This is a genomic window from Janthinobacterium sp. GW823-FHT06H09 (assembly GCF_058794735.1).
Genome location: NZ_JBXAHC010000001.1, coordinates 403,557 through 427,041 on the forward strand (window position 1 = coordinate 403,557; position 23,485 = coordinate 427,041).

At 62.5% G+C, this 23,485-nt stretch carries 15 protein-coding genes, 1 tRNA gene and 1 pseudogene; 6 read left to right on the forward strand and 11 right to left on the reverse strand.

Annotation, left to right across the window (positions count from 1 at the left end):
• Positions 1–18: 18 nt before the first annotated feature.
• Complete coding sequence (locus AC1Q6X_RS01965) at positions 19–2,028, reverse strand: S9 family peptidase (RefSeq protein WP_492494757.1); 2,010 nt, start codon at positions 2,026–2,028, stop codon at positions 19–21.
• Positions 2,029–2,232: 204 nt separating this feature from the next.
• A complete protein-coding gene (locus AC1Q6X_RS01970) occupies positions 2,233–3,483 on the reverse strand; it encodes an MFS transporter (protein WP_492494759.1) in 1,251 nt (416 codons plus the stop codon).
• A gap of 59 nt (positions 3,484–3,542) precedes the next feature.
• Here AC1Q6X_RS01970 and AC1Q6X_RS01975 point away from each other — a divergent pair, with 59 nt between their 5' ends.
• Both AC1Q6X_RS01975 and AC1Q6X_RS01980 read left to right on the forward strand, forming a co-directional pair.
• Positions 3,543–4,538 carry a cupin domain-containing protein gene (locus AC1Q6X_RS01975; RefSeq protein ID WP_492494761.1) on the forward strand — a complete coding sequence of 332 codons (996 nt, stop codon included), beginning with the start codon at positions 3,543–3,545 and terminating at the stop codon, positions 4,536–4,538.
• Positions 4,539–4,573: 35 nt separating this feature from the next.
• Positions 4,574–4,744, forward strand: a pseudogene (locus AC1Q6X_RS01980) (integrase core domain-containing protein); the annotation flags it as partial.
• 236 nt (positions 4,745–4,980) lie between these two features.
• On the opposite strand, the gene AC1Q6X_RS01985 reads toward AC1Q6X_RS01980, so the two are convergent.
• From AC1Q6X_RS01985 to AC1Q6X_RS02020, 8 genes are all read right to left on the reverse strand, one after another.
• Positions 4,981–5,421, reverse strand: coding sequence for a hypothetical protein (locus AC1Q6X_RS01985; protein WP_230505783.1), 441 nt, complete (start codon positions 5,419–5,421; stop codon positions 4,981–4,983).
• Between the two features lie 251 nt (positions 5,422–5,672).
• The gene (locus tag AC1Q6X_RS01990) at positions 5,673–5,810 is read right to left on the reverse strand and encodes a hypothetical protein (protein ID WP_162995750.1); all 138 of its coding nucleotides are present in this window, start codon (positions 5,808–5,810) and stop codon (positions 5,673–5,675) included.
• Positions 5,811–6,069: 259 nt separating this feature from the next.
• On the reverse strand, positions 6,070–6,378 hold the full coding sequence (locus AC1Q6X_RS01995; protein WP_230505782.1) for a hypothetical protein: 309 nt from the start codon (positions 6,376–6,378) through the stop codon (positions 6,070–6,072).
• A 126-nt stretch (positions 6,379–6,504) separates the two neighbouring features.
• A tRNA-Pro gene (locus tag AC1Q6X_RS02000) sits at positions 6,505–6,581 on the reverse strand.
• A 103-nt stretch (positions 6,582–6,684) separates the two neighbouring features.
• Entirely contained in the window at positions 6,685–7,299 is a 615-nt protein-coding gene (locus AC1Q6X_RS02005; protein WP_230505781.1) for a TetR/AcrR family transcriptional regulator, read from the reverse strand.
• Positions 7,300–7,362: 63 nt separating this feature from the next.
• Positions 7,363–8,811: an AdeC/AdeK/OprM family multidrug efflux complex outer membrane factor gene (adeC, locus tag AC1Q6X_RS02010; protein WP_070219161.1), complete on the reverse strand. Its 1,449-nt coding sequence runs from the start codon at positions 8,809–8,811 to the stop codon at positions 7,363–7,365.
• Between the two features lies 1 nt (position 8,812).
• Positions 8,813–11,977, reverse strand: a complete 3,165-nt coding sequence (locus AC1Q6X_RS02015; protein ID WP_070219160.1) for an efflux RND transporter permease subunit — start codon at positions 11,975–11,977, stop codon at positions 8,813–8,815.
• Positions 11,978–11,992: 15 nt separating this feature from the next.
• Positions 11,993–13,213: an efflux RND transporter periplasmic adaptor subunit gene (locus tag AC1Q6X_RS02020; RefSeq protein WP_121670150.1), complete on the reverse strand. Its 1,221-nt coding sequence runs from the start codon at positions 13,211–13,213 to the stop codon at positions 11,993–11,995.
• Between the two features lie 421 nt (positions 13,214–13,634).
• On the opposite strand from AC1Q6X_RS02020, the gene AC1Q6X_RS02025 reads away from it, so the two are divergent.
• Both AC1Q6X_RS02025 and AC1Q6X_RS02030 read left to right on the forward strand, forming a co-directional pair.
• Positions 13,635–15,149 carry an ATPase domain-containing protein gene (locus tag AC1Q6X_RS02025; protein ID WP_492494765.1) on the forward strand — a complete coding sequence of 505 codons (1,515 nt, stop codon included), beginning with the start codon at positions 13,635–13,637 and terminating at the stop codon, positions 15,147–15,149.
• A 7-nt stretch (positions 15,150–15,156) separates the two neighbouring features.
• Positions 15,157–16,698 carry a hybrid sensor histidine kinase/response regulator gene (locus AC1Q6X_RS02030; protein ID WP_492494767.1) on the forward strand — a complete coding sequence of 514 codons (1,542 nt, stop codon included), beginning with the start codon at positions 15,157–15,159 and terminating at the stop codon, positions 16,696–16,698.
• A 3-nt stretch (positions 16,699–16,701) separates the two neighbouring features.
• Here the strand turns inward: AC1Q6X_RS02030 and AC1Q6X_RS02035 are convergent, their stop codons facing one another.
• Positions 16,702–18,588, reverse strand: a complete 1,887-nt coding sequence (locus AC1Q6X_RS02035; protein WP_492494769.1) for an MFS transporter — start codon at positions 18,586–18,588, stop codon at positions 16,702–16,704.
• A gap of 246 nt (positions 18,589–18,834) precedes the next feature.
• Here AC1Q6X_RS02035 and AC1Q6X_RS02040 point away from each other — a divergent pair, with 246 nt between their 5' ends.
• Together AC1Q6X_RS02040 and AC1Q6X_RS02045 are read left to right on the forward strand one after the other, a co-directional pair.
• Positions 18,835–22,017: a DUF2339 domain-containing protein gene (locus tag AC1Q6X_RS02040; RefSeq protein WP_492494771.1), complete on the forward strand. Its 3,183-nt coding sequence runs from the start codon at positions 18,835–18,837 to the stop codon at positions 22,015–22,017.
• The gene (locus AC1Q6X_RS02045; RefSeq protein WP_492494773.1) at positions 22,014–23,468 is read left to right on the forward strand and encodes a DUF3999 family protein; all 1,455 of its coding nucleotides are present in this window, start codon (positions 22,014–22,016) and stop codon (positions 23,466–23,468) included. Before AC1Q6X_RS02040 ends, AC1Q6X_RS02045 begins: the two co-directional genes overlap by 4 nt.
• Positions 23,469–23,485 lie beyond the last annotated feature (17 nt).

The window sequence follows — 23,485 nt, forward strand, 5'->3', positions numbered from 1 at the left end:
CTACTTGACTAGCGCTTGTTACATCGCTTCCTTCAGCCCCGGCGCAAACTCCGCGCCATGCTTGACCTGCGCGGTGGATGCCTTCAGGGTGGCCCCGATCGGCTCGGCGCGGCCCGCCAGGCATTGCCCCAGGAAGTTTTCCGTCACAGCATTGAAGGCGATGTTGTTGACGGGCCGGGCAAAGCCATGGCCCTCATCGGGGAACAGCACATACGTGACGGGAATATTCTTCGCCGCCATGGCCGCCACGATCTGGTCCGATTCAGCCACGTTGACTCTCGGGTCGTTCGCGCCCTGGCCGATCAGCAGCGGGCGCTGGATGTTCTGCGCAAAGTTCAGCGGCGAGCGTTCCTTGAGCAGCGCCTTGCCCTCTTCCGTGGTCGGGTCGCCCATGCGTTTGTAGAACTGCTGCTTGCCCGCTTCCCAGTACGGCGGGATGGTTTGCAGCAAGGTAAACAGGTTCGACGGGCCGACGATGTCGACGCCGCAGGCAAACGTCGTCGGCGTGAACGCCATGCCGGCCAGGGTGGCGTAGCCGCCGTAGGAGCCGCCCATGATGGCGACCTTGTCGGCGCTCGTCACGCCGCTTTTCACCGCCCATTGCACCGCGTCGAGCAAATCGTCATGCATCTTGCGGCCCCACTGCAGGTCGCCGGCCGAGATGAATTGCTTGCCGAAGCCCGTTGACCCACGGAAGTTCACCGACAGCACGGCATAGCCGCGGTTGGCCAGCCACTGATGGTAACCGTTATAGCCATAGGTGTCGCGCGCCCACGGGCCGCCGTGCACCAGCAGCACCATCGGCACCGCCTGCATGGCCTTGCCGCCGGCGCCCGCCTTCGACGCCTGCGGCAGGGTCAGGTAAGACACGAGGTTCAGGCCGTCGCGCGCCTTGATTTGCTGCGGATACATGGGCACCAGCGGCGCGCCTTCCAGTTCCGGACGCGTCACGTACAGCCACGTGAGCTTTTTGGTCTTGCGCTCGTATAGCCAGCTCGATGGGGGCGCCGTGACGGCATCGACATTCACCAGCCATTTATCGTCGGCATCCGTGCGCGAGGTCACCGTGAACTGGCCCTGGGTATTTTTCTTCAGGAAGTCCAGGTCGGCTTTCAGGTCGTCCGCCAACGGCAGATATTCCTGCTGCAGATAATTGACCGTATAGGCCTGCACGCGGCCCGTGCGCGTGTCGTACAGCGCATCGGCGATGTCGGCGCGCGGATCTTGCGCCATGACCGTGGTCTTGCCGCTGGCCACGTCCTGCGCCAGCAGTGCCGAGGTATTGCGGCCGCGCGAATCGGTCCAGTACAAGGTCTTGCCGTCGACCGTAAACGCCAGCGGCGCCGTCGTCTGCGAGTCTTCCAGACCGACTTCGGTCAGCGGCGTGCTCTCGACCTTGCCGTCCGTCAGGCGAAAATACTGCATGCCGCCATCGGCGCGCGCCTTGCTGGCGATACGCAGATTGAGCAATTCATCGGCCAGGTAGCCGCCATAGCCATCGTTCTGCTGCACCAGGGTCAGCTTGCCGCTGGCCAGGTCCAGGCTGTACACGTCGTGCCAGCGCGCATCGCGGTTATTGATGCCGACGAGAATCCGGTCCTTGACCTTGCTGCTGATCTGGACGATGCGCACGCGCGTCTTCTCGAACGGCGTGTAATTGACCTGCTTGCCGGTCGCCACGTTCACGCCGTACAGCAGGAAATTCTCGTCGCCGCCCTTGTCCTGGATGAACAGCAGGGTTGTCGAATCGGGCGACCAGAAGCTGCCGCGGATGGGACGCACCTTTTCTTCCGTCAGCGGCCGCGCCTGCGCCAGGTCGCGGGCCGGCGCCACCCACACATTGAGCACGCCATCGCGCGGCGCGATCCACGAGAGCCACCGTCCATCGGGGCTGAGCTTGCCACCGGACTTGCTGGGATTGCCGAACAGCTTGGTGCGCTCGATCAGCGGCGTTTCCTTGACAGGGGCTTGGGCATGCGCCGGCAGGGCGCTGGCGAACAACAGGGCAGGCAGGACATAGCGAATCATGGACACCTCATGGTTGTGGGATGAAGGAAAACATAATCATGGTGCATGTGCCAGCAAATCATAGGTCAAAGCCGTGCTGCCAGGTTGATGACAGCGACAGGGGACGAAAATCGGGGCACAGGATGGTGGAAAGGAGGGATGAACTGCATAGCAGATGATGCATGTCCGCATGGCGACGGCGGACAGTTCGGATGTGGCTTGCGTTCAACCGTGCAGCACCGGGGCAGCGGTCGCACCGTGCTGCGGCAGTTCCACGCGAACTTTTAAAGCGATAACGAGAGCGGCGAACAGCATCACAACGCCAGCAATCATGAAAACGCCTGTCACTCCACCAAAGCCGAACATAATGCCACCCAATGCAGCGCCGGCAGCTATTGACGATTGCACCGCAGCGACGACCATGCCGCCTGCTGTCTCCGCTTGATCCGGGACAGCACGGGCTACCCAGTTGGACCAGGCGACAGGTACGCCGCCGAACGCCAGGCCCCACAGAGCGACCAAAAACATCAGACCTGTTCCTTGGATTGGCAGCAGGATCATGCCGAATGCCGCCAAGCCCACCAGCGCAGGCATGAGCACTAAAGTGGCACGCAGGCTACGCTCCATTAGCCAGCCGGCCAGCAGCGTGCCAATGAAGTTGGCGACACCAAAACCCAGGAGCATCAGAGACAAACCATTTACATCTATATGGACAACGCTTTCAAGAGCGGGGCGAATATAGGTGAACAATGCATATTGCCCGGTATGGGCCAGTACGCAGCCCAACATCCCGATCCCGATCCCCGGGCGACGGAGCAATCGCAGCACCGATGTGGTGCGCGTCATCGTACGCGGCGCCATACGGGGCAGCGTGAACAATTGAAACAAAAGTGTCAGCCCTCCGACAGCCGCGGCTGCTATAAATGCACTGCGCCAGCCATATATGCCCCCTAAGTAACTGCCCAGCGGTACGGAAACGACTGTCCCGATGGCGATGCCACTGAATATGATGGATAGCGCTCGCGGCACCAGCTTTGCCGGCACCAGTCGCATGGCCACGGCTGCCGCCATGCTCCAGAAGCCTCCTAACGCGACACCCAGAAGAATGCGCATCACCAACAATACTGTCAAGCTTGAGGACAACGCCACCAGCAAGTTGGAGGCGATCATCAGCACCGTGAAAGCCAACAAGACGACACGCCGGTCAAAATTACGCGTGAGAACTGGCACCGACAGCCCGGCGAACATGGCCACTACGGCCGTCACCGTCACTGCCTGACCAGCTAGTGCCTCCGATACGCCAAGATCGAAGGCCATCGGGGTCAGCAGACTGGCTGGCAGGTACTCCGCCGTCAGTAAACCGAAAACCCCCATGGCCAGTGAAAACACTGCCATCCATGCCGCTGTCGCTGGCTCTGGAACAGACACATCGTTCGCGTTGGGCGTTAGCTCGGTAGCAAAAACATCGTTGTTCATCTCTGAAATCCCTAAAACAATCGGAGTCGAAAGTCTAGAGGTAAAATCCAGGATGATCTATGATGGCAGGTCCGGATGTTTTGATCGAAACACCTAAAATGAGCAAGCAAAATCAAATTTTTCCATTATCTAATCTCGTCAGTGAACTATTGACAGGCATGCGCCTGCGTGGAGTCCAGTACCGGCGTATTCAGACCGGTCCAGCTTTCGGCATAGGCTTTGAAGACAAGCCAGGCCACGCCTACTTCCACTTCCTCGCTGTTGGCACTGCCTTCCTGTGTACCGATGATGGTGAGTTGCATAAGCTGTCCGCCGGTAGCGCGGTGTTCATGCCTCACGGCAGGAAACATCAGCTTCTATCGGATGCGGGTATTGCATTTCAGGACATCGAAAAGTTCGATGTCGCGCCCCTGGGTGAATCCGTTAGCGGAGTAGACACATGTCCCAGTACGCACCCCGTGCCCAGTGCAGTTATTTTTTACGGCTGCATGGAATTCGATCTCGGCGGGATGCAAGGGATCGGCAAGCTGATGCCAATTGTCATGGTGGCTGACACGCAAGCGCAAGGCTATCCCGGGTTGCTGCCTGTTCTTGAGTCAATGAAGCGTGAAATCTGTGCCGGCCGTATTGGCTTTGCAGGCATTCTGGCTCGCCTGGCGGAGGTCGCTGCAGCAATGATCGTGCGCGGCTGGATTGAATGCGGTTGTGAAAACGCTTCCGGTCTCCTCGCCGCCTTGCGTGATCCGCGCCTTGCTCGCGCCATATTGGCGCTGCACCGCCAGCCTGGTCGTGAATGGACAGTTGCGCAGTTGGCTGCGGAGTGCCATATCTCCCGCTCTGTTTTCGCCCAACGCTTTGAAACCACCATCGGAGTGCCGCCCTTGCGCTATGCCACGGAATTGAGAATGCGCCTTGCGAGACAATTGCTCACTCACGAAAGCGTGTCCATCGACGTCGTCGCCCGACGCCTTGGCTATACATCGCAAGCCGCGTTCAGTCGTGCTTTTAAGCGCGTCATCGGCACGCCGCCGGGTGCCTGTCGGCATATGCTTTGAGGAGAATAGCGGAGGGAAGCGCTGATCAATCCATTTTTCAGCGACATAACCGCACGGTGCGTTACGACTGGTTGGCCCATTATTTGTTTGAAATGCTCGAGGATATCGAGGATTTGGCAACCCGCTGGCTGTGGACTTGCAATCACGACCGGCCGAACACGGCACTTGACGCCATCACGCCAAAACAAAAGCTTGCCATGGCCGCTCAAGCGCTACTTTTAACGCGCTCTAAAAACAGGGGGATGACCATCCATGCCTGCGAAGGGAAATGGCCGAATAGACGGCACACCTCTTCGGGAATGAGGTCGTCGCCAAATAATCGTAGCGTCGCTTCACATCTGTTGATGAAGCCGATCTGTCGCCCTGTTCACGACTGACCGCTTGTGGCCGGAGGCTGCTTAAAAGGCATCACCTAAGCATAGCGGACGCGCAGCGTCTCACTTTACAAGCGCTCGTCGTTAGAACCATGGATCGAAGTACTCGGAAGCAGAAGCCTTGCCTCCCTCATTGGCGCACCAAACCGTAACACGGCGCCTGACGTTGACAGCACCAACACCAAGCCGCCCTTGATTGTTATTTGATCAAATGGATTGGATTGATCCGAAACAAACGTCCAAACAGGTTCATGATTTTGCAGCGATTCCAAAACGACTACGCCGATTGAGCCGTGTTCCGCAGCCTCTCCGCACTTAACCATGTACCGTCCACCATACAACTCTTCTTGCGCCAGAATCGCGACATTGAGCCAACAGCCAAGTTCCTGTTTTTCACGTACCCTGGCCATTCTGGTTGCGTGCACGTCGTAGAGATCACCATTGCTGCACAGGAGGCCATTGCAGCTTCGCACCTCCTGGCTCTTCCACTTTGTTGCCATCACTGTCATTGATTCCATACTTAGAAATGGACGACTGCATGCCCTGAATTAAACAAGCTCTATTCTAACGAGCGGCTGCTCTTGCAGTCGTTAGCGTCGCTGAAAGTAGCCCGGGAAAATTCGACGCAGAATCGACTTGCGTTCAGAATCGTTGAAGACGATTGTGTTCTTGCCCGTAAAGGCAGGCAAGCAGCAGCGCATGCCTGTTCAACGTCCGCTCCCGGCCCAACAGCAGCTTTCCAATATCTTTTTCTGCGCACTTAATCAATGCCCATTTCATCCAGCCAAGATTCAAGTCCGAGCTCTTTTGCGGTTTGGATAAGGCATTTCTTTTCCTCGACGGAAGTTTTTTTCAACTCCGCTGAAATCTCTTCGAGTACCGCGACATCGTCGTCCAAGGCGTCGCCGGCTCGACTATTTATATATTGTGTGGCGAAAATTATGGCGCGTGCAAGTGTTTTGATATGACTCTCCGTGAATCGAAAAATATGCTCATCGGCGTCCGTCTTTGGCCGCTAGCGGCCCATGAGCATAACGACTTAGCAAGCGAGAAAGGTCACGTATTGTCAGGTCAACGCGAATGACTGTTCCTGGCCGATGTCAGCCCTACGGCGTACGGCAACTGTCGCCCCAGAGCAGAGGCAGAGCGCCACATGTTTAATCGTGCAAAACAATCTGAACTTCGATGCTTCGCGTTGTCGCAAGCGCGCGGAGAAAGGTGCGGAGCATTCGAATCTCATCGCCAATCGCGCCGCTAGCACTTGGCAGGCCACAGACTAACACCCGCGCAGGTAATGCACACTCGCTGGCATTACAGAGCATATCTTGAAGGAAGACCCAAGTTATTTCCCTATCGATTGGCACGCCAAAAGCGACCGCAACGGATTGACGAACGAACAAAGCATTCTTGGCGTAGGTAAGATCTATCGTTACTTGCTTGGTGCACATATCTGTCGAGTCAATCATGGCGGGTGCAGCTCTAACGCAGCGTCCGCTTCTGTAAACGGAAAAACCCAGCACCGATATTATACAAACGTATAATAAACAGTACTGGGTTTCTATACAGCCTGCGCTGTAACTCCTTGAATCTAATGGTCGGGGCGAGAAGATTCGAACTTCCGACCCCATGCACCCCATGCATGTACGCTACCAGGCTGCGCTACGCCCCGACGAGGTGGGAATTATAGCAGACGCTTTTAGGTTTTTGCCATGCTTTTGCGCGCGATTCATGTCGATCTGCGCAAACTTTTTTGCATGTCCCGCTCAAGCGCCCTATTCGCTCAGCAGCAGCGCCGTCAGGACGATGCGAAAGCCCGCGATCAGCGGTTCGACCTTCACGTCCGGATGGTGAATGAAGCGCACGGGCAAGCCCTGGTACAGCGCCACCAGGGCATCGAGGCGCCCCTGCAACATTTCCTCGTCGGCCGGCAAGCCGCGCTTGATGCGCGCATCCCGGATGATGGAGAGAAATAACTGGCGCGAACGCCGGTCCGAGCATTGCAGCATTTCCGCGATCGCCGGATTGCGCGACGCTTCGGCAAAGATTTCCAGCGGCATCATCCACGTGCTCGGGTCCAGCGCTTCGAGCACATGCTCGCCCGCATTGTCGATCACGGCCTGCAGCGGGTCTTCGCGCTGCGCCAGGTCCTGCATCAAATTGGAGACGCGCTCCGTATTCTGCATGACGAAGGCGGCGATGATCGCATCCTTGCTGTCAAAATAATTATAGATGTGGCCCGCGCTCATGCCGGCCGCCTTCGATATCTCGGCCATGCTGGCGCCGTGGAAACCGCGGCGGCTGAAGCAGCTTTCGGCCGCGTCGAGCACCTGCTTGCGCCGCGTGTTGGCGCGCTCGGGATCCGGATGCTTCTTTTCAACTTGGTTCATGACTTTTCCAGTAGCGCGCCGGCCCTGCCCTTGCGGGCAAGGCCGGCGTCGGCGTCCCCGTGATTATTGGGCGCCGCCAGCCGCCGCGACGGCCGTCTGCTCAGGCTGCCAACCGCCGCCCAGCACCTTGTACAAGGTGACCAGGTTGGTCGATTTGGCCAGGCGCGCCGTGATCAGGCTTTGCTGCGCCGTGTACAGCGCGCGCTGGGCCACCAGGGCGTTCAGGTAGGACTCGGCGCCCTGCTTGTAGCGCGCATCGTGGATGGTGTAGCTCTTCGTCGACGCCTCGACCAGCGAGACCTGCGATTGCAGGCGCTCGTCGATGGTGCCGCGCTGGGCCAGCGCATCGGACACTTCGCGGAAGGCGACCTGGATCGCCTTTTCGTATTGCGCCACGGAGATTTCACGCTGTACCTTGGCGATATCGAGGTTGGCGCGGTTCACGCCGCCATCGAAGATCGGCAAGCTGATCTGCGGCAAGAAACTCCACGTGCCGCTGCCCGCCTTGAACAGGCCCGACAGGTTGTCGCTGACCGAACCGGCCGTGGCCGTCAGCGAAATGCGCGGGAAGAAAGCCGCGCGCGCCGCGCCGATGTTGGCGTTGGCGGCGCGCAAGGTGCGCTCCGCCGCCAGCACGTCGGGACGGCGTTGCAGCACGTCCGACGGCACGCCGGACGGAATGTCCGTCAGCGCCGTCACGGTGCCGAACTCGGCTGGCGGCAGCAAGTCAGCCGGCACGGGGCCGCCCACCAGCAAGACCAGCGCGTTCTGGTCCAGCGCCACCTGGCTCGTGTAGACAGCCACGTCGGAACGGGCCGACTCGACGCTGGTCTGGGCATCGTACTTGTCCAGGCCCGAGGTGGCGCCCGCGCTGAAGCGGCGCACGGCCAGGTCATACGACGACTGCTGGCTCTTCAAGGTGTCCTGCGCCACGCGCAGGCGCTGCTGGTCGGCCACCAGGTTCAGATAGGTGCTGGCCACTTCGGCCACCAGGCTGATCTGCTGTGCACGGCGTGCTTCTTCCGTGCCCAGGTATTGTTCCAGCGCGCTGTCGGACAGGCTGCGCACGCGGCCGAAGAAGTCCAGCTCGTAGGCCGACACGCCCAGGTTCGCCGTGTACTGGCGGTTGATGGACGCTTCGCCCGTCGGGCTGGCATTTTTCGAAATGCGCGTGGCCGACTGGCCGCCCGAGGCCGACAGGGTCGGGATCAGGGCGGCGCGTTCGATGCCGTACGTGGCGCGCGCCTTCTCGATGTTCAGGATCGAGACGCGCAGGTCGCGGTTGTTGGCCAGCGCCAGTTCCAGTACCTGGCGCAGGCGCGCATCGGCAAAGAACTCGCGCCAGGCGACGTCCGCCACCGGCTTGGCGTCGGCGGCGGCCGTGTCGGCCTTGTAGGAAGGGCCCGTCGGCCACGCCGTCGGCGCCGGCGCTGCCGGACGCTCGTACGTGGGAGCCAGGCTGCAACCGGCCAGCAAGGCCAGCGCCGCCATGGAGAGTAGTGATTTTTTCATATTAATGTGCATCCTTGGAAAGCGTGACGGCTGGCGAACCAGGCGTCGCCGGCGTGGCGGGCGCGTCCGGCTTCGAGAAGAAGCCGCGCACCAGCACGAAGAACACCGGCACGAAGAAGATACCGAGGAACGTGGCCGTCAACATACCACCCAGCACGCCGATACCGATGGCGTTCTGGCTGCCGGAACCGGCGCCGCTGGAAATGGCCAGCGGCAACACGCCCAGGCCGAAGGCAATCGAGGTCATCAGAATCGGACGCAGACGCAGACGCACCGCGTGCAAGGTCGCGTCCAGCAGCGACATGCCCGATTCCTGCATTTCCTTGGCAAATTCCACGATCAGAATGGCGTTCTTCGCCGACAGACCCACCACCGTGAGCAAGCCCACCTGGAAGTACACGTCGTTCGACAGGCCGAACAGCCACGTGCCGAGCACGGCGCCGATCACGCCCAGCGGCACGACCAGCAGCACCGAGAATGGAATCGACCAGCTTTCATACAGCGCAGCCAGACACAGGAAGACGATCAGCAGCGACAGCGCGTACAGCTGCGGCGTCTGCGAACCGGATTCGCGCTCTTCCAGCGACACGCCGGTCCAGCTGAAGCCGATGCCAGGCGGCAACTTCGCCACCATCTCTTCCATCGCGTTCATGGCGGCGCCCGTGCTCTGGCCCGGCGCCGGCGTACCGAGGATCTCTACCGACGGCAAGCCGTTGTAGCGTTCCAGGCGTGGCGACGCGTAAATCCACTTGCCGGTGGCAAAGGCGGAGAACGGCACCATCTGGCCAGCCGTGTTGCGCACGAACCACTTGTTCAAGTCTTCCGGCAGCATGCGCGATTCGGCATTGCCTTGCATGAACACTTTCTTCACGCGGCCACGGTCGAGGAAGTCGTTCACATACGAGCTACCCCAGCCCACGCTCAGCACGCGGTTGATTTCCGATATCTGCAAGCCCAGCGCGGTGGCTTTCTGCTGGTCGATGTCGATCTTGTACTGCGGCGTATCTTCCTGGCCGTTCGGGCGCACGCCCACCATGGCCGGGTTTTGCGACGCCATGCCCAGCAACTGGTTACGCGCCGCCATCAGGGCGTCATGGCCGACACCGCCGATATCCTGCAGCTGCATGTCGAAACCGGTGGCGTTACCCAGTTCCAGCACGGCAGGCGGAGCGAACGTAAATACCATCGCATCCTTGATCTGCAACAACTTGCCCATGGCGCGGCCGGCCACGGCCGGCGCTTTCTGCGCCACGTCCTTGCGCAGCGACCAGTCTTTCAGGCGCACGAAGGCGATACCCGTATTCTGGCCGTTACCGCCGAAGCTGAAACCGGCGACGGCAAACACGGAAGCGACGTTGTCTTTCTCGCTGTTCATGAAGTGGTCTTCGACCTGTTCGATCACCTTCAGGGTGCGCTCTTGCGTGGCGCCCGTCGGCAATTGAATCTGCGTAAACAGGATGCCCTGGTCTTCTTCCGGCAGGAAGGAGGTCGGCAGGCGCATGAAGATGAACACCAGGCCAGCCAGCAGCAGCACGTACAGCAGCATCGAGCGGAAACGGTGCGTGATCATGGCGCCGACCCAGCCCTGGTATTTATTGCTGCTGCGGTCGAAGCTGCGGTTGAACCAGCCGAAGAAACCCTTGTTCGTCGCGTGATGGCCCTTCTCGACCGGTTTCAACAGGGTGGCGCACAAGGCTGGCGTAAACACCAGCGCGACGACGACGGACAACACCATCGACGACACGATCGTGATCGAGAACTGGCGGTAAATCACGCCCGTCGAACCGCCGAAGAAGGCCATCGGCACGAACACGGCCGACAGCACCATGGCGATACCGACCAGCGCGCCCGTGATCTGCGTCATGGACTTGCGCGTCGCTTCCAGCGGCGACAAGCCCTCTTCGCTCATCACGCGCTCGACGTTTTCCACCACCACGATCGCATCGTCGACCAGCAGGCCGATGGCCAGCACCATGGCGAACATGGTGAGCGTATTGATCGAATAGCCGAACGCATTCAGGATGCCGAAGGTACCGAGCAGCACGACCGGCACGGCCATGGTCGGGATCAGGGTGGCGCGGAAGTTTTGCAGGAACAGGTACATCACCAGGAATACCAGGATGACCGCTTCGACCAGGGTTTTCACCACTTCTTCGATGGACAGTTTCACGAACGGAGTGGTGTCGAACGCCACCTGGTAGCTCATGCCTTCAGGGAATTGCTTGCTCAGGTTGCCCAGCATGGCTTTCGCCGCATTGGCCGTATCGAGCGCGTTGGCGCCCGTCGCCAGCTTGATCGCCACGCCGGTGGCCGCATGGCCGTTGTAGCGGGCCACGGTGTTGTAGTTCTCGCGGCCCAGTTCCATGCTGGCCACATCCTTCAGGTACACCATGGCACCGTTGGTCGTGGTTTTCAGCAAGATGGCGCCGAACTGCTCCACCGTTTGCAAACGGCTTTGCGCCGAGACGGTCGCGTTCAGCTGCTGGCCCTTGACGGACGGAGTGCCGCCCAGTTCACCGGCCGACACTTCCGCATTCTGCGCCTGCACGGCCGTGATCACGTCCGCCGGGGTCAGGTTAAAACTTTGCAGCTTGGCCGGGTCGAGCCAGATACGCATGGCGTACTGCGAACCGAACAGGGTCACGTCGCCCACGCCGGCAACACGGCTCAGCGGATCGACGACGTTGGCGGCCACATAGTCGCTCAAGTCGGTCTGGTCCATCTTGCCGTTTTCGGAAATGAAGCCGAACACCATCAGGAAGTTCTTCGTGGCTTTCGACACGACAAGACCCTGTTGCGTGACAGCCGTCGGCAGCAGCGGCGTGGCCAGCTGCAGCTTGTTCTGTACCTGCACCTGGGCGATGTCGGGATTGGTGCCGCTGGTAAACGTCAAGGTGATGCTGATGCCGCCAGTCGCATCGCTCGACGAGGACATGTAGCGCAAGCCGTCGATACCCTTCATCTTTTGTTCGATGACCTGGGTGACCGCATCTTCCACGGTCTTGGCGGAGGCGCCAGGGTAGGAGCCGCTGATCGAAATCGACGGCGGAGCGATGCTCGGGTACTGCGCGATCGGCAGGCTGAGGATCGAAATCACGCCGGCAAGCATGATGACGATCGCGACCACCCAGGCAAAAATCGGGCGGTCAATGAAAAAACGGGCCATTAATATTCTCCTGAATTAGTGGGCGCTGGCAGCCGATGCGGCGGCAGAAGCGGCAGCGGCGGGCGCGGGCGCAGGAGCAGCTTCGGCCTTGGCCGGCACGGCAACGGCCGGCGCGCCTGGCTTGACTTTTTGCAAGCCTTCCACGATCACGCGGTCGCCTGCGGCCAGGCCGGACGTCACCAGCCAGTTGGTGCCGATGGTGCCGCTGGTGGTCAGCACGCGCTGCTCGACCTTGTTTTCCTTGTTCAGGATCAGGGCCGTAGCCTGGCCCTTCTGGTTGCGCGTCACGCCCACTTGCGGCACGGTAATGGCTTTCTCATCCACGCCCGTTTCCAGCTGCGCACGCACGTACATACCTGGCAGCAATTCGCCTTTCGGGTTCGGGAACAGCGCGCGCAAGATCACGTTGCCGGTGGTCGGATCGACCGTCACGCCGGCAAACTGCAGCTTGCCCGATGCGCCGTACTTGCTGCCGTCCGGCAGGATCAGGTCGACCTTGGCCTGGCCTTCGCCCACTTTCTTCAGCGAGCCGTCGGCCATCTGGCGCTTCAGGCGCAGCAGGTCGGTGCTCGACTGGGTCACGTCGACATAGATCGGATCGAGTTGCTGCACGGTGGTCAGCGCTTCGGCCTGGCCTGCCGTGACCAGCGCGCCGGCCGTCACGGTCGAGCGGCTGGTGCGGCCGCTGATCGGCGCCGTCACGGTGCTGTAGCGCAGGTTGATGTTCGCCGATTCCAGCGCCGCGGTGGCGGACTCGACGTCTGCCTTCGCTTGCTCGAACGCGGCGACGGCATCATCGTACTCTTGACGGCTGACGCCTTCGATGGCCACCAACTCCTTGTAGCGCGACGCTTTCGGACCGGCCGTCAGCAGGTTGGCCTTGGCTTTCGACAGGGCGGCCTTGGCCGAATTGGCGGCGGCTTGGTAAGTAGCGGAATCGATCTGATACAGGGCCGTGCCCGCTTTCACATCGCTACCCTCGACGAACAGGCGCTTCTGGATCAAACCGCCCACTTGCGGGCGCACATCGGCGACCTGGTAGGCATTCGTGCGGCCGGGCAATTCGGCGCTCATCGGCAACGCGGCCGGATTAACAGTAAACACGACCACCTGCGGCGCTTGCTGCGCGTGAGGTGCTTCCTGTTTTTTACTGCAGCCGGCCATGATTACAGTGGCGCACAGAACGGCAATAGCGCCGCTCGTACGCGGCGACGTCAGGGAAAAGGTTGGTTGCATCTTGGACTTTCTGAAAAAGAAGCTGGCTAGTGTCGTTAGAAATGACTAAATTTATTAACGCAGATCAAAGAATGAACGATCATTCTAAAATCGTCAAGCAGCGTTACAATTGAAACAAAGTAACCTTTAAGCGTTTTTTGTTGCTAATGATGCAATTAAATGGCGACAACAACAGCAGGTGCGCACCAGCAGGATCCATCGGAAATTCAGGCCGGCGGCGGCAAAACGGCAAAGCGGGAGAGTTGGATTGAATCAATACTTTAGCAGGGTCAAGATTTCTTTGCTGAGCCTGACGACAAGTGTGCAACACTGCCGGCCCCGGCTTGCATGGCGCCCGTGATTATTTACCAATGGTATCGAAAAGACATGCCGCAGCGGACGCGCTAATATATTGACCACAGCGTGGCGAAGCGAGGACGCGATGACGACAGCACAGGCGCAAGGAACGGCGCAAGACGATGGCGCGGGCGGCCTGGACGCGCCGCCACTGCTGTCGACGGGCATCCCCGGTCTCGACACCATACTGACGGGCGGCCTGCTGCCCGAGCGCCTGTACCTGCTCGAAGGCGTGCCAGGCACAGGCAAGACCACGCTGGCGCTGCAGTTTCTGGCCGAAGGGGCGCGCAAGGGCACGCCCGTGCTGTATATCGCCCTGGCCGAATCGGAAATCGAGCTGCGCGCCGCGGCCCTGTCGCACGGCTGGGACCTGGCCGGCATCGCCATCGAAGAAGTGGCGCCCAGCGACGATATACTCGACCCCGAGCGCCAGTACACGATCTTCCACCCGTCGGAAATCGAACTGGCCTCGACCAACCAGCGCATCCTGGCCGCCATCGAAAAGCACCGTCCGGCCCGCCTCGTGCTCGATTCGCTGTCCGAACTGCAGCTGCTGGCGGAAAACCCCTTGCGCTACCGGCGCCAGGTCGTGGCGTTGAAACAATACCTGGCCAGCCGGCACTGCACCACCGTGCTGATCGACGACCGCTCCGCGCTGGACGACGGCTTGCAAGTGCGTAGCGTGGCCCATTGCGTGATCTCGCTGGAGCTGCAAAACCAGGACTATGGCAATGACCGCCGCCGCGTGCGGGTGGTGAAATACCGGGGCGTGGCGTTTCGCAGCGGCACGCACGACTACAAGATCGCCCGTGACGGCCTGGTCGTCTATCCCCGTCTGGTGGCGGCCGACACGCGCCGCGATGGCGGCCATCGGCGCCTGTCGAGCGGCGTGCCCGAACTCGACGCCATGATAGGCGGCGGCCTGGAAGAAGGCATGAGCACGCTCCTTTCCGGCCCCGCCGGCAGCGGCAAGTCCACCCTGGCGGCGCAATTCGTGCACGCGGCCACCGCGCGCGGCGAACCGTGCGCCATGTTCCTGTTCGAGGAAGCGCGCAGCAAGCTCCTGACCCGGGCCGACAGCGTGGGCATGCGCCTGCAGGAGGCGCTCGACACGGGTTTGCTGAGCGCACAGCAGATCGATCCGGCCGAGATGACACCGGGCGAATTCGCCCAGGCCGTGGTCGACGCAGCGCAGCGGGGCGCCAGGGTGATCGTCATCGATAGCCTGAACGGCTACATGCATGCGGTGCCCGATGAACGCTTCCAGAGCACCTACCTGCATGAACTGCTCAATTACCTGAGCCAGCACGGCGTGGCCACCCTGCTCGTCGGCGTGCAGCAAAACATGCTGGGCACCTCGATGACGACGGCGGCCGACGCCAGCTACCTGGCCGACAGCGTCATCATGCTGCGCTACTACGAAACGGAAGGCGAGGTGCGGCAAGCCATTTCCGTCTTCAAGAAACGCGACAGCACGCACGAGCGCACCATCCGCCGCTTCGAGATCAGCCCGCAGGGCATCCGCATCGGACCGGCCCTGGCCGGCTTTCACGGCATCCTGTCGGGCTTGCCCACCATCGGCGGCACGCCTTTCCCTTAGGACTACCATGGAGCAGCGCATCCTGATCTACGCGCCTGCCGGCCAGGATGCCGCCCTGGCCGGCACGGTATTGGCGGGCAGCGCCATCGCCAGCCACGCCTGCCGCTCGCCCGGCGAACTGGCCGAGCAGCTGGCGCTGGGCGCCGGCGGCGTGCTGACGGTGGAAGAGGCGCTGCATGCTGGCGTGTACACCGTGCTCGACGCCTATGCCCGGCAGCAGCCGGACTGGTCCGACTTGCCCATCATCCTGCTGACGCACGCGGGACTCGATTCCCTGCCCGTGCGGCAAGCTATTTCCACCTTGGGCAACCTGACCCTGCTGGAACGCCCCGTGCACATCCTGACCCTGATCACCTCGGCGCACGCCATGCTGCGCGCGCGCCAGCGCCAGTACCAGTTGCGCGAGACGCAGCGGCGCAAGGACGAATTCATTGCCAGCCTCGGCCATGAACTGCGCAATCCGCTGGCGCCCATCAAGTCGTCGGTGACCCTGCTCAAGCACCTGTTTCCGGCATCGGCACAGGTCGGCAAGGTGAGCGCCGTGATCGAGCGCCAGGTGACGCACCTGACACGGCTGGTGGACGACTTGCTCGACGTGGCGCGCATCAGCAGCGGCAAGGTCCTGCTGCAGCGCAAGGAGTTTGAGTTACAGCAAGTGCTCGAGCATGTCATCGAACTATGCCTGCCTGCGGCCAGCAGCCGGCACATCCGCATCACCGTCGATCTACCGCCGCATGCCGTGACATTGCACGCCGACTATGCCCGGGTGGTGCAGGTCTTTGCCAATATCGTCTCGAATGCCGTGAAATTCACGCCGGACGGCGGGCTCATCCACATTACGGCACGCCTGGCGCAGGGCCAGTTGCAGGTGATGATCGAAGACAATGGCATCGGCATCGACCCGGACGCCATCGCGCGCATCTTTTCCATGTTTGAACAGGGACGCACGGTGGCGGGCCAGATGACCAGCGGCCTGGGCATCGGCCTGAGCCTGGCGCGCCAATTTGCCGAAATGCATGGCGGCAGCATCGAGGCCTACAGCGACGGCCCCGGACGTGGCAGCCGCTTCATCGTCACCCTGCCGGCCAGCGCCGGCGGTCCCGCACCCGCCACGCCGTCCGCCGCCGGAAGCGGCACGCCCGCCGGCGCGGGCCAGCCCGTGCCAGTGCTGGTGGTGGACGACAACCGCGACGCGGCCGATTCCCTGCAAAGCCTGTTCCAGCTCGAGGGCTATGCGGCCCAGGTCGCGTATGGCGGCGCGCAGGCGCTGGCGGCCGTCGACAGGATATGGCCGCAACTGGTGGTGATGGATCTGGGCATGCCGGACATGGATGGCTACGAGGCGGCGCGCCAGATCCGCCAGCGCGCGCAGGGGCGCGACGTGCTGATGATCGCCTTGACTGGCTGGGGCCAGGGCGAGGCGCGCGCACGCACGGAGCAAGCCGGTTTCGACCATCACCTGACGAAACCCGTGGATTTCGACGCCATCACCGCCCTGCTGCGCGCGCACCTGGCGCGGCAGGAAGGGACGGCTACGCAAACGCCATAGCGCTTACTTCCACTTGCCGCGCAATTCCTGCACCTTTTGCTGCAGCAGTTCCGGCGTGGCGGCCTCGGGCGCCACGGGCATGCCCACGGCCAGCGACAGACGCGAGCGCAAGCCCGCCTTGAAGGCGCGTTCGAACAAATGGCCGTTGCGATGGCTCAACAGATGGCCCCACAAGCCGCGCAGCGCCAGCGGAATCACGGGCACCTTGCTGCGCTCGACGATCTTGGCGATACCGCCCTTGAATTCGCTGATCTGGCCCGTGCGCGTCAACTTGCCTTCGGGGAAGATGCAGACGAGTTCGCCTTGATGCAGCGCTTGCGCGATATCGATGAAGGCTTTTTCCATCAGGAAAGGATCTTCCTTGGCCGGCGCGATGGGAATCGCCTTGGCCGTGCGGAAAATCCAGCCCATCAGCGGCATCTTGAAGATGCGGTGGTCCATGACGAAGCGGATCGGACGGGGGCTGGCCGCCATGATGACGATGGCGTCCACATAGCTGACGTGGTTGCAAACCAGCACGGCCGCGCCTTCCGCGGGGATGCGCTCACCATCGACGACTTTGACCCGGTGCACGGTCTGGATGAGTATCCACGCCAGGAAGCGCATGAGGAATTCCGGCACCAGCGAGAAGATGTAGGCGGCCACCAGCGCATTCAGAATCGCCGTGACGAGGAACAGCTGGGGTATGGTGAAACCCTTTCCCAGCAGCACGATGGCCACGCCGGCGGCCGCCACCATGAACAGGGCGTTCAGGATATTCATGCCGGCGATCGTGCGCGAAATGTGTTTCGGGTCGCAGCGCGTCTGGATCAGCGCGAACAGGGGCACGATGAAGAAGCCGCCGAACACGCCGATCATGACGATGTCGATCAAAATGCGCGGCACGCCCGCCTGGCCCACAAACGCCAGCGCGTCAACGATGTGCGTATTCGCATACGCATTGCTGGCGAAATACAGGTCGATGCCGAACAGCGACAGGCCGATGGAGCCGAACGGCACCAGGCCGATCTCGATCTTGTGGCCCGACAGCCGCTCGCACAACAGGGAGCCCGTGCCGATACCGACGGAAAACACGGTCAGCAGCAGCACGAACACGCTGTGGTCGCCATGCAGGAAATCCTTCGAATACACGGGGAACTGGGCCAGGATCAGGGCGCCGTAAAACCAGAACCAGGAGTTGCCCAACATGGCCAGGAAGACGGGACGGTTCTTGCGCGAAAAATTCAGGTTGCGCAACGATTCGGCGACAAAATTCAGACTCACCTTCAAGTCCGGCTCGGGCGCTGGCGTGCGCGGCACGCGGTAGCTGGCGATCAGACCGAAGACAGCCACGGCGATGGTCGCGCCGGCCACCAGTTCCACGCCCAGCGGCTTGTGCACGATCAGCACGGCGCCGAGGATTTCACCCAATAAGATGCCGACAAACGTCCCCATCTCGATCAGGCCATTGCCACCCACCAATTCCTCGGGTTTGAGCTGCTGCGGCAGATACGCATACTTGACGGGACCGAACAGGGTCGAATGCACGCCCATGCCCACGACGGCCGCCACCAGCAGCCACAGCGTGTGCGTCATCCAGCCGGCGGCGGCCACGGCCATGATGGCCAGTTCCATCCATTTCACGAAACGGGCCAGGCCCGCCTTTTCAAACTTGTCGGCCAGCTGGCCGGCCGTGGCCGAAAACACGACGTAGGGCAGGATGAACAGGCCGGGAATCAGATTCGTGATGGTGGACGGGTCGAGCGTGGTCCAGCTCAGCGCATCGTAGGCGAGGATCACCATCAGGGCCGTCTTGAACAGATTGTCGTTGAAGGCGCCAAAGAACTGGGTCCAGAAGAAGGGCACGAAACGGCGCTGCGACAATAAGGAAAACTGGCTGCTTTGACTCATGGCATGGGGAACCGGCAATTAAGGAATTGCTAAAATACAGCACTATCTTGCGCGCGACAATCTGAATGTCGTCATATTGCTTGGCGTCAATACGGGAAACAGCCTGCCACGCCATGCTGGCCATGTCTTCCTGACGCCGCCCCTGGCACTTGCCATGACGCAACAGAAATCGCCAGTCTCTTGATAATAAGGTAATGTGCGCATACTTCGGGCGCCTTCGCCCTGCCCTTCCAGGAAAGCTACTCCATGTTTGGATTGATCACGCTGTTCATCCTAGGCTTGCTGATTACCGCCTTCGTGCTGGCATTGCAATACCGCAGAAAGGTGGCCGATCTGGAGCTGCTGACGGCGCGCCTGCGCAAGGAAGTCAACGGCATCCAGCAGCGCCTGCAAGCGCTGGAAGGCCAGGCCGACGCGCCAATTGCCCCGCCCGCCGTAGAGAGTGTTGTGCCGGCGCCTGTGCCTGTTTCCGCGCCGACACCTGCACCGGTGCCGCAAGCGGCCATGATCGAGCCGGTCGAACTGGCAAAGGCGGCGCCGGCAGTGCCGGCGGCAGCCCCGCCCAAACCTGCGCCGCCGGCGCCGCCGGCTCCCGCCAAACCCGTCCCCGCCGCTCCCAATACCCCGTCCTGGATCGCGCGCCCGGATGGCCTGTTTGCCAAGGCGAAGAACTGGCTGTTTACCGGCAACCTGGTCGCCAAGCTGGGTTTGCTGATCCTCTTCCTCGGCGTCAGCTTCCTGCTCAAGTATGTGTCGGCGCAGGTCACGCTGCCCATCGAACTGCGCCTGGCCGGCATCGCGCTGGCCGACATCGCCCTGCTGGCCTGGGCCTGGCGCATCCGCGTCAAGCGTCCCGGCATCAGCTTGCCGCTGCAAGGCACGGCGCTGGCGATATTGATGCTGGTGACGTTCGGCGCCTTCCGCCTGTATGAACTGATTCCGGCCGGCCTGGCGTTTGCCGTGCTGTTCGTGCTGACGGCGTTCACGTGTTTGCTGGCCGTGCTGCAAAACGCCGTCTGGCTGGCCGTCTTCGGCATCGTCGGCGGCTTTGCCGTGCCCTTGCTCGTATCGACGGGCAGCGGCAACCATATCGGCCTGTTCAGCTATTACGCGCTGCTCAATGCGGGCGTCTTCGCCATCGCCCTGAAACGCGCCTGGCGCGTCCTGAATGTGCTGAGCTTTGGCTTTACCTTCGTCGTCGCCACCACCTGGGGCCTGCTGCGCTACACCCCGGACAACTACCTGTCGACGCAACTGTTTTTGATCCTGTTCGTGCTGTTCTATATCGGCATCGCGATCGCCTACTGCGCACGCCAGGCGCCGCGCCTCAAGCACTACGTGGATGGCACGCTCGTGTTCGGCACGCCGCTGGCCGCCATGGGCCTGCAATACAGCCTGGTCTGGAATTTTAAATTTGGCCTGGCGTTTTCCGCCCTGGCCGCCGGTTTGACGTACACGGGGCTGGCCGTGGCCCTGTGGCGCAGGAACGGCTTCAAACTGCTGGCCGAAGCCTTCCTCGCGCTGGGCATCGTCTTCGGCACGCTGGCCATCCCGTTCGCCCTCGATGGCCGCTGGACGTCGGCCGCCTGGGCGCTGGAAGGCGCGGGCATCGTCTGGGTCGGCTTGCGCCAGCGCCAGACCCTGGCTTGGGCCTTCGGCCTGCTGGTGCAGGGGGCCGCGTGGATTGCCTTCCTCATCGCCATGCAGCAACTCAATACGGCATTGGCCCTGCAGGCCAACATCTGGCTCGGCTGCGCGCTGCTGGCCGCCGCCGCGCTGGTGATGGCCTACAATTTCCGCCGCCATGGCAGCCCCTTGCATCCGGAGTTCATGAGCAGCATGTCCGTGCTGTTCCTGACAGCCGCCACGGTCTGGCTGCTGGGCGGTATCTGGAGCGAAATCCTGCTGCGCACGGACGCCGCCACGCAACTGAACCTGCTGACGATCAGCGCGCTGGCAGTGGCGGCCCTGCTGGCGGCGCTGGCGCGGCGCGAGCAATGGCATGCGCCGCGCGCGCTGCTGCTGGCCGTGCAGGTACTGGCCGGCATGGTCATGCTCAGCCACGCCAGCTGGGCCTGGGACCAGCATCCGGCCAGCCTGTTCGGCGGTTCCTTCCTCAGCGCCCTGCTGCTGGGCGCCGCCGCCTTTGCCAGCGCCCGTTTCCTGGCGCTGCGCGCGCGCGGCGGCGACGAACTGCTGGCCCTGGTAACGCGCCCGCTGCTGGTCTGGAGCGGCCTGCTGTGGTTTGCCGCCATCCTCATGCCGCTCGTCAGCTGGCTGCTGCGTCTGATCGACGGCGACCTGACCATGCAGCCGCACGCGGGCGAGCACTGGCTGGCGCTGTACCTGATCGCCGTGTGCGTTACGACGCCCGTGTTCGCCATCGTGGCCCGGCGTCTCGATTGGCCACAACTGCGCTGGTTGACCGTGGCCGCCTGGCTCGGCCTGGGCCTGTGGAGCGCCAACCTGCTGCTGGCGCTGTACCTGCGCGACTATCTGCCGACGGGCTTGAGCTGGCTGGCGCTGGCCTGCGCGCTGGCGGCCGGCGAATACCTGCTGCGGGCCTGGCCGCAAGCGGGCTGGCCACTCGATGTGCGGGCGCAGCGTCTGCTGCACACGCTGCGCACGGCCGCGCCATGGCTGATGCTGTGGCCCGTGGGCGCCATGCACGTCAGCGCCTGGCTGGCACAGCATGAAGACAGCGTCAGCCCTGCCTGGGCCCGCTACTTGCCGGCCTGGGCCATGATGCTGGTACTGGCCTGGCTGATCCGCCGCTGCCGCGCTGGCGCCTGGCCGGTGGCGCCGATTGCCGCGTGGTACCAGCGCACCCTGATACCGCTGGGCGCGCTGTGGTCGCTGCTGCTGATCGCCGCATGGAACGTCTTTGACGACGGCGCCATGGCACCGCTGCCCTACTTGCCGCTGCTCAATCCGCTGGACCTGAGCACGGGCTTTGCCGTGCTGCTGGCCATTGCCAGCTACCGTTTATTCCCGGCCGGACAGATCCCGCTGCCGCCCCTGTGGCAGGCGCGCTTGCCCGTCGTGGCCGCGTGCTTGCTGTATTGCTGGTTCAACCTGATGCTGCTGCGCACGGTCTCGCACTACCTCGGCGTGCCGTACACCTTTGACGCCATGCTGGCCTCGCAGTTCGTGCAAGCGATGCTGTCGCTCGTGTGGAGTGTCACGGCCCTGCTGCTGATGCGCCATGCGGCCCGCCAGCAGCGGCGCCAGCAATGGAGCATGGGCGCCGTGCTGCTGGGATTGGTTGTCTTGAAACTGTTCCTGATCGACCTGTCGAACGTGGGCGGCATCGAACGCATCATCTCTTTCGTGGGTGTCGGCTTGCTGATGGTCTTGATCGGCTACCTGGCACCTTTTCCCAAGGCTGCCGCGACAGCGCCGGCCGAACCGCACCCGGGAGCCGCATGAAACCCATATTGATCTGTTGCAGCCTGCTGGCGGCAAGCGCCGCGCTGGCCGCGCCTGGCCAGGACCGGCCGCAGGACTATGCCTGGAGCATGCCCGTGCAGGTGCCGACGGGCGCGGGCATCGTCCAGCTATCGTTGCCCAGGGAAGTCTACCTGCACGCCAGCTCGGCCAGCCTGGCCGACGTGCGCCTGTTCGACGCCGACGGCAAGCGCCTGGCCTATGCCATCGGTGCACCACCGGCGCAATCGGCCACGCAGCGCACGAACATTCCAGCCCGTATCTTCCCCGTGACGGGCGCGCCGGCAACTGGCGATGGCTTGCAAGGCATCGATATCCGCACGGCAGACGATGGCCGGCTGCTGTCGGTCAGCACCCGCGCCGGCACGGCAGCGGCCACGGCGGCGCTGCAGGCGCTGATCCTCGACCTGGGCAAGCAAGGGCAAGACAAGCGCATCGCCGCCCTGCGCTTCACGCCGCCGGCCCGCACGGACAATTACAGTGCGCAAGTGCTGCTGGAAGTAAGCGACGACCTGAAGCAATGGGACGCCATCGGCACCACCACCCTGAATTGGCTCAGCAACAGCGACACGCAAACCCTGGCCAATGACAGCATCGCCTTTGCGCCGCGCGCGTTTCGCTATGCGCGCCTGAGCTGGCAAGCGGGCGAACCGCTGGCCTTTGCGGCGATCACGGCGCAAGCCGTCAGCGAAACGGACATCGCCGCGCCGCGCGCCAGCGTCGTGCTGCAAGGCTTGCCCGGCAAGCAGGCGAATGAATGGCGCTACGCCACGCCCCTCGCCATTCCCGCCGACAGCATCGCCCTGCAATTGACGCAGACCAATACGGTGCTGCCCGTGACCCTGGGCGTGTATCGCCAGAACAGCTATGTTCCCCGGCACCGGCTGCACCTGCGCCAGCAGGCGCGTCCCGCGCAAGGCGCGTATTTCGATCCCCTGCTGAGCACGACGTTTTACCGCATCGGCCTCGATGGCAAGGAACGGATCTCGGGCGACCTGGCCATGCCCGTGACGCAGACCGGCGAATGGGTATTGCAGACATCCACGGAACAGCCGCTCGCCGCCGGCAATGCGCCCGCCTTGCGCCTGGGCTGGACACCGGCCACTGTCGTCTTCCTGGTCAACGGCAAGCCGCCCTATCAGCTGGCGTTCGGCAACAGCAACGCCGCCGCCGTCGCGCAGCCGCTGTCGCAAGTGGCGCCCGGCTTCAAGGCAGACGAATTGCTGGCGCTCAAGACGGCCAGCGCCGGCCCGCTCCAGACCAACGCCGGCGCTGAAGCCCCTCCACGCGTCACCAAGGACGGGGCACCGTGGCGCCTGGCCGCACTGTGGGCCGCGCTTCTGCTGGGCGTGGCCGTACTGGGCTTTTTTGCCTGGCGCCTGCTGACGCAAATGAAAGAGGAACAAAGCAGTACGGACAAGCAGGAACATTAGCCGCTTGGCCGCGACAT